Origin of the sequence: Methylobacterium sp. WL64 (assembly GCF_008039945.1) — a bacterium.
GTDB lineage: Bacteria > Pseudomonadota > Alphaproteobacteria > Rhizobiales > Beijerinckiaceae > Methylobacterium.
Genome location: NZ_VRVA01000202.1, coordinates 1 through 5,800, shown reverse-complemented (window position 1 = coordinate 5,800; position 5,800 = coordinate 1). Strand labels below are relative to the sequence as shown.

The 5,800-nt window shown below is 57.9% G+C and carries 7 protein-coding genes; all 7 read right to left on the bottom strand.

Annotation, left to right across the window (positions count from 1 at the left end):
* On the bottom strand, nucleotides 1-265 hold a 265-nt coding region (locus FV242_RS35240), incomplete at its 3' end, for a hypothetical protein (protein WP_210248990.1).
* A gap of 444 nt (nucleotides 266-709) precedes the next feature.
* On the bottom strand, nucleotides 710-1,012 hold the full coding sequence (locus tag FV242_RS32355; protein ID WP_147941796.1) for a hypothetical protein: 303 nt from the start codon (nucleotides 1,010-1,012) through the stop codon (nucleotides 710-712).
* 37 nt (nucleotides 1,013-1,049) lie between these two features.
* Nucleotides 1,050-1,328, bottom strand: a complete 279-nt coding sequence (locus tag FV242_RS32350; protein WP_147941795.1) for a hypothetical protein — start codon at nucleotides 1,326-1,328, stop codon at nucleotides 1,050-1,052.
* 295 nt (nucleotides 1,329-1,623) lie between these two features.
* Nucleotides 1,624-2,520, bottom strand: a complete 897-nt coding sequence (locus FV242_RS32345) for a hypothetical protein (protein ID WP_147941794.1) — start codon at nucleotides 2,518-2,520, stop codon at nucleotides 1,624-1,626.
* Nucleotides 2,521-2,545: 25 nt separating this feature from the next.
* On the bottom strand, nucleotides 2,546-3,331 hold the full coding sequence (locus tag FV242_RS32340) for a hypothetical protein (protein ID WP_147941793.1): 786 nt from the start codon (nucleotides 3,329-3,331) through the stop codon (nucleotides 2,546-2,548).
* Between the two features lie 106 nt (nucleotides 3,332-3,437).
* Nucleotides 3,438-4,334, bottom strand: a complete 897-nt coding sequence (locus FV242_RS32335; RefSeq protein WP_147941792.1) for a hypothetical protein — start codon at nucleotides 4,332-4,334, stop codon at nucleotides 3,438-3,440.
* Nucleotides 4,335-4,352: 18 nt separating this feature from the next.
* Nucleotides 4,353-4,937 (bottom strand): recombinase family protein, encoded by a 585-nt coding sequence (locus FV242_RS32330; protein WP_147941797.1) that lies wholly within the window; start codon nucleotides 4,935-4,937, stop codon nucleotides 4,353-4,355.
* Between the last annotated feature and the right edge of the window lie 863 nt (nucleotides 4,938-5,800).

The following is a 5,800-nucleotide window of genomic DNA, read 5'->3' as shown; positions in this document are numbered from 1 at the left end:
GGGTTTGTAGAGGCGGCACTAGTGGCACGCTGTCTGCGCGCCCTGTGGCGATGCGTTTCACCGTGAAATCGACGTGCTGCAGTTCACACTGTTTTTGCTTCAACACTCCTTCTCGCTGCGGCGGCACGCTTCTCGAAGAGATTGGTGCCATGGTCCGGGGATGGATGGAGACCAGCTCGTCTAGAGCCGGCAGATGCTTCCTCGTGGTTGGTCCGGCACCCTTCTCGAAGAGCAGGGTGCCGGTAGGGATGAGCGATGCGGTCAACGGGTTCGCGTAGGTTCTCCTTGGGTTAGGGATAGTGTGCTGCCTCTGCGAGGCGGATGAGGTTTGGCGGCAGGAGCTGCCTCCCTGGGTCGGTTCCTTCCTATGGTCAGCTGGGCCTCGTAGAGGCTGTGCTGGTGGGATCGACGGGCTCGCGGTCGCTGTGACCGCCTCGCTTCTCCTTCCTAGGGTGATCGGTATTGCGCCTCTCGGAGGGCTGATGCCGGAGCTACAGGGGGCGTTGAGATTGGGGATGAGTCTCCTTGACGCTGCAATAGAAGCAGGCTTTGGGGTGGGCCTGCCGGAATCACTCAGAGCGCCTCCTTCAGGGTGTCGAAATGAGACTAAGCCGCTCGGCGTTGGTGGCTTCGAAGTGCAGACCAAGCAGCACGATCAGCCCCGCCTGGCCTGCAAAGGTAAAGACCGAAATGGTACGAGCCGCCGAACTTACAAACCCGCGTTCAAAAGCTCCGCATCGAACCAATCCTCCTCAGGGATGTCCGGGCGACCATCCTCAAGTGCTTCTTGGATCAGACGCAAGTGGCGCAGCACCGCTGCCTCCGAAGCTTTTGGGTTGATCAGCACGATGGTTCGCTCGATGAATGAGCTTACAGAATTGCTAATGATTGCATCAGACCAAAATTCCGGCACGTAAAATGGAACGGTGCAGCTCTCTACTTGGCCATAGTTCCAGTACAACGCCCGAACTGGTTCGGCGTTTTGGTCATGCTTGAATGTCGGCCAGATCATCTTGAACTCCTCTCCGTTGTATGGAATTTTCCGTCACTCAATACTCGAAGTTTTTCAAATTGATGCGGTTTTTGACAAGGTAATCAATCGTTTTTCGTAAATCAGTATTGATCTTCGTCGTGCTCAATCCGGTCTTCGTGAGTACCAGTGCGGTTGCGAATAGATCGCGCACCGACATGCAGCCGTCGTCCTCATCGCAGCCGCGATTAACATAGTACATCGAGCGGCCTAATTTCATCTCAGATCGCGTATGTAAAAAATCCAACATACTCTCATTTTTCGCATTGATGTAATACCGATCATTGTTCTTCGGCATGCTCCTGCCTTTCCTATTTCGATATTCAATTCAGGTAAAACTATTCTAGTTGATTTCGGCTTTCTTCAGCTGGCATTGAACCGGTTACGCTTGGCCGGTCCCAGGATTGCAGGCTAGCGCTGCTGCGGCTTCAGCTGCGGATCTACTTCCGGGGCTGTTCTGCCTTCCGCCTGGTCGAGGTCGCTGGCCGTGTTGGGCGGTGCTACAGGGGCGTGCGACGGCTCTCCTTCTTGGGGTCATAGGGCTGCAGGCTCATGGGGCTTCGCGCCCCGCGCGATTGTCGGGAGCGCCTCCTTCAGTTTGTCGGGGTGAGGCGGAGCCGCCCCGTTTCGCTAAGTTCGAAGCGCAGGCCGACCAGCACCATCCGTCCGGCCAGCCCGGCTCGGTCGAGCGCCCGGACCGCCTGAACTTGCTGGGCCACAGTGAGGGGGCGGTCGCGCGTAGTGCGCACCAGCCGGCCCCGCTTCGTGTCAAAACGCTCGATGGTCTGGCGCCGCTGGAACTCCCCCTTCAGAGCGTAGGCGATGGCCGCCGGGCTGCCGTCCCAGGGCTTGGTGTGCACCGGGCGTGGGGCCGCGTCGGTCGCCGGGATCAGCCGCTTCAGGGCAGCTTTTACAGCGAGCGAATTCGCCGCCGGGATCAAACCATAGAGATGGAGGCAGACATGGCTGGCGAACCGTCCCGCCTCGCCCCGCTCCTGGCGGTGATCCTCGTTCCAGCTGGCGTCGATCCCGAGCACCCCGACGGTGACGCCCGCCTGGCGCAGTATCGTCCGGGCAAGCTCGCCCGCGGCCACGAAGTCGGGCTGCTCACCCGTCTCAGGCCCCGGCAGGATGATCGACACCCTCACCCAGCCTTGATTGGGTTGGCTGCGGATGAAGCAGCGGGTCGCATCGACGAAGAGGCGCTGCAGGGCGTCGGCGCATTCTGGGCACGCTGGGTGCCCACAGCGATTGGCCAGCCGCCCGCGCCGACAATTCTCGATGATGGCGCCGACCACCGCCAGGTCGCCGTGCGCCCGCCCATGTTTGCGCAGCCAGCGGCGGCGGCGGCTTCTTAGGGCCCGTCGCTCGGCCCGGGTCGGCGAACGCCCTCCGCGCCGGCCGACCGGCCAAACGAGTGCACTCGTGTTGTAGGCCGGCCCTGCCGCCAGCGCCGTCCCGACGGCGCGGTCGGTGAGGGGGAGAGCCACCAGCTCTCCCCCCTTCGTCCCCAGCTTAGACATCGACGACCTCCGCGGTGGCCTCATGGGCCTTTACCTGGTCCGGCGAGGAGGAAGACTCGCCCTCGACCAGCTTCAGTTCATCGGCCAAAGTGAGAAGCGAGCGCCCCAGCCGCTGCACGCGCTCGCTTTGCAGCCCGGGCTTCTTCAGCGCATCGAGCAGCGTCGCGTGCACCGCCGGCGGCAGCTGCAGGATCTCGTCGATGGGCCCGTCAGCCCCGGTCAGGCGCAATTGAAGCTGGTTCAGATCCTGCGTGGTGGTCGGCTTGGGGCGCTTGTTCGCCACGCCGAGGCGCTGGCGAAGGGCGTCCCGCTTCATCACCCAAGGGACGAACTCCTCGACCGAGATCCGCTCGGCGCGGGCCTTGTTGAGGATGTCGGCCCAGTTCGAGCACAGCTTGTCCTGCGCGGTGCCGTGCGGCTTGGCGCCCATCTTTACGAAGATCAACGCCGGGTTCTTCAACGTCGCCTTGGTCGTCTTCACCTCGGAATGGCGGACCACGACGGCGAGGCGGTCAGGATCGTCGGCGACGAGCAGGAGCCCCTTGTAACCTGGCAGCAGCAGGCGCAGCACGCGGTCATCGAACTTACGCCCGAAGAAGCCTTCGCCGCCGCCATACGCCTTGCACTCTGCGCAGGCGTTCTTGATCTGCTGGAAGCTGTCCTGGCTGCCACCGCTTGAGGCACCAACCTCGGCGATGTTTTCCTGCGTTGGGAAAACTGAAGTTCCGGAGGGGAGATCGTTTCCTGCGTCAGTTTCCCTAGCTATGTTGTCAAGCATGATTTGTCTCCAAACCTCAGAGTGAGGCGGAGATAAAATACAAGCGGCCGAAAAGCCTGGTCACTTTGCGCAGTCGCAAAGTGAGCCTAAGCCTCTGCATTTGCAGTTAAATTATAGCTGTCAGCTCCTCCGGCAGCGGTGAAACCGACACCTTCTGAGGCTCGATCGGATCGACGAGCCGCAGCTGGGGCAAGTCGTAATCTTGTGATTTGAATTTTAGACGGACATATTCGTATTGTGCAATATAGTTTTTTAGACCGGCTGTATCGTCGACTTTCTTCAATAGTTTTTCTACAAAAGATGCAGCGATGGGCCTAGGGGGCCGAAGAAACCTGCCTCCAAAGTGGTCAAGCCATATAAATGCCGCAAAATGATTATCCTCATCCTTATATTTGTATGCTGTAGAACTACTGAACAGGGTCTTGAAATGTTTTCTTATTATAGTGTATTCGATTTCTTCAGGGCTATAAAGAAGCGTTGCGGCCGCGCGCGACCAGTTACACCGCGAGTTGCTCCCGCCAAAAATCGCGAAATGTAGTGATATATAGTACAAGGGGGCGTAGGTGGTTTGCTCAATGCGACGGGTAGTTAATAGTTGGTCCAGCTGGCGCCACGAAAAACTGTAAGCCATTTGTTCAGATTTTTTGGGTGTGATCATTTGACGTAGCAGTCGTATAGCGTCCTTGTCTCGAACAAGCTTCTTCAACGGCGTCAATCGACCGGCATCAGGATGTTTTTCAGCGATTATGTGTTCGAACAACCGAACCCTGACGACCGTGCGCGCGGCCGAAAGAGCCGCGCGGGAAACACGAACCCAATTGTTCGGGTATTCCTTTCCGCGCTCCTGACAGATGAGAAGTTTTCTGCCGATCAGTACCGCCGTTTGAATTTCATACAGACGGACTGCACGCGAAAATCGCGGATTATTTTCGTTTAACACATACTCGAAGGCTTCAGCAATGTTAAACTTAATATATCTATCATGAGTCTTTAATCTGCTCATCGAAACTTCTCGCATGTTTCATTGGGAAGATTGATCAGTGGAGTTTGCTCGAGCGCGGGGGAAATAAGTGTAGAAGGTATCCCGGCTGACCCCAAGCCGCTTGGCGATGGCGGCGACGCTGATCCTGCCGGCCGCCAGCATGGCCTGGGCCGCCTCGAGATCGGCCTCCTTGAGTTTCTTTGGCCGGCCACCCTTGCGACCCCGGGCGAGTGCCGCCTTGAGACCCTCCATGGTGCGCTCGCGGTTGAGATCGAGGAAGTACTCGGCCATGGCCCCGTGCATCTGCAGGGCGAAGCGGCCATGCGCGGTGGCGCTGTCGAACTGCTCGGTGAGGGAACGGAAGTGCACGTCCTTCACGCGCAGGCCGTCGATGGTGCGCATCATCTCGACCAGCGAGCGGCCGAGGCGGTCGAGCTTCCACACCACGAGCACGTCCTCGGGACGCAGGTAGGCGAGCGCAGCCTCAAACTCGGGCCGCTTGGTCCCAGCCTTGCCGGACTTTTTCTCCTCGAACAGGCGTTCGCACCCGGCCTTGGTCAGCGCGTCACGCTGAAGGTCGAGGTTCTGGTCGAGGGTGGAGACGCGGGCATATCCGATGAGCATGTCGGGACAGTGCCAAAACACCGTTTATCCGACAATAGAAAAACCGACAGGTTTCTCCGACAGAAAAAGGGCGATTTTGGACGGTTGGCGACTCGCCGCTCCGGATAGTCGGGAAAACGATCGAATATCGGACACCAAAAGCCTATGCTATCCGCGCAGGGCAGGACGATCAAAGCCCTCGGGGTCGTTAGAATGGTTCACAGGTGGGTAGTCTAGTTTGAAGGGCCGATCATCAATACCTGAACCAGTCTCAGGTGAGTACAGAAGAAACTCAGCTGGTAACCGGTTCCTTCGATCCCCTTTGCGTATTATAGCTACCGTAAATACTGATCTTTATTGAGGAGCGCTGCTGCTCGATCAAATGCTTCTCCCAGTCCCTATTCATTCGCATCAGCGATCCGGGTGAACGCCTCGATCAATTCAGTTTTGAGATTGAATTGTGCTATACGCCCCGATCGTCGGCGCCGCTGCGCCTTAAGCAACAGCGGCGCCGGCTCTCGGCTTTGGAAGCCGATGCCCTCTACGGCTTTGCGGGCGTTCCCGAGCTTCGGCTATGAAGACTTCTTCGGCGTTGCAAACTCAGCTAAGTCAAGGGCATCCAGCTCGCCGCCGAAGCCAAGGGATGGGTGATCGCTCTTCGCCGATAATAGGCAGCCTCGCATCCTGCCGCAGGCGTGCTTGACAAACACGAATGCGCTGCCTTCCAAGATCGTTAGGCATGTCCCACATCATTGGGGAATTGCAAGTTAAACATCAGCACTTAACTCAAACGCATTGACCATAAAATCAACAAAGCACCTGACCTTGGTATTCAGATGTTTGCTTTGATTATAAACAATCCAAACCTTATTAGTATCTACTAT

What these genes read in the sequence shown, in the direction of transcription:
- FV242_RS32355 (WP_147941796.1), bottom strand. Translation starts at nt 1,012, where the DNA reads ATGATCTGGCCGACATTCAAGCATGACCAAAACGCCGAACCAGTTCGG.
- FV242_RS32350 (WP_147941795.1), bottom strand. Translation starts at nt 1,328, where the DNA reads ATGCCGAAGAACAATGATCGGTATTACATCAATGCGAAAAATGAGAGT.
- FV242_RS32340 (WP_147941793.1), bottom strand. Translation starts at nt 3,331, where the DNA reads ATGCTTGACAACATAGCTAGGGAAACTGACGCAGGAAACGATCTCCCC.
- FV242_RS32335 (WP_147941792.1), bottom strand. Translation starts at nt 4,334, where the DNA reads ATGAGCAGATTAAAGACTCATGATAGATATATTAAGTTTAACATTGCT.
- FV242_RS32330 (WP_147941797.1), bottom strand. Translation starts at nt 4,937, where the DNA reads ATGCTCATCGGATATGCCCGCGTCTCCACCCTCGACCAGAACCTCGAC.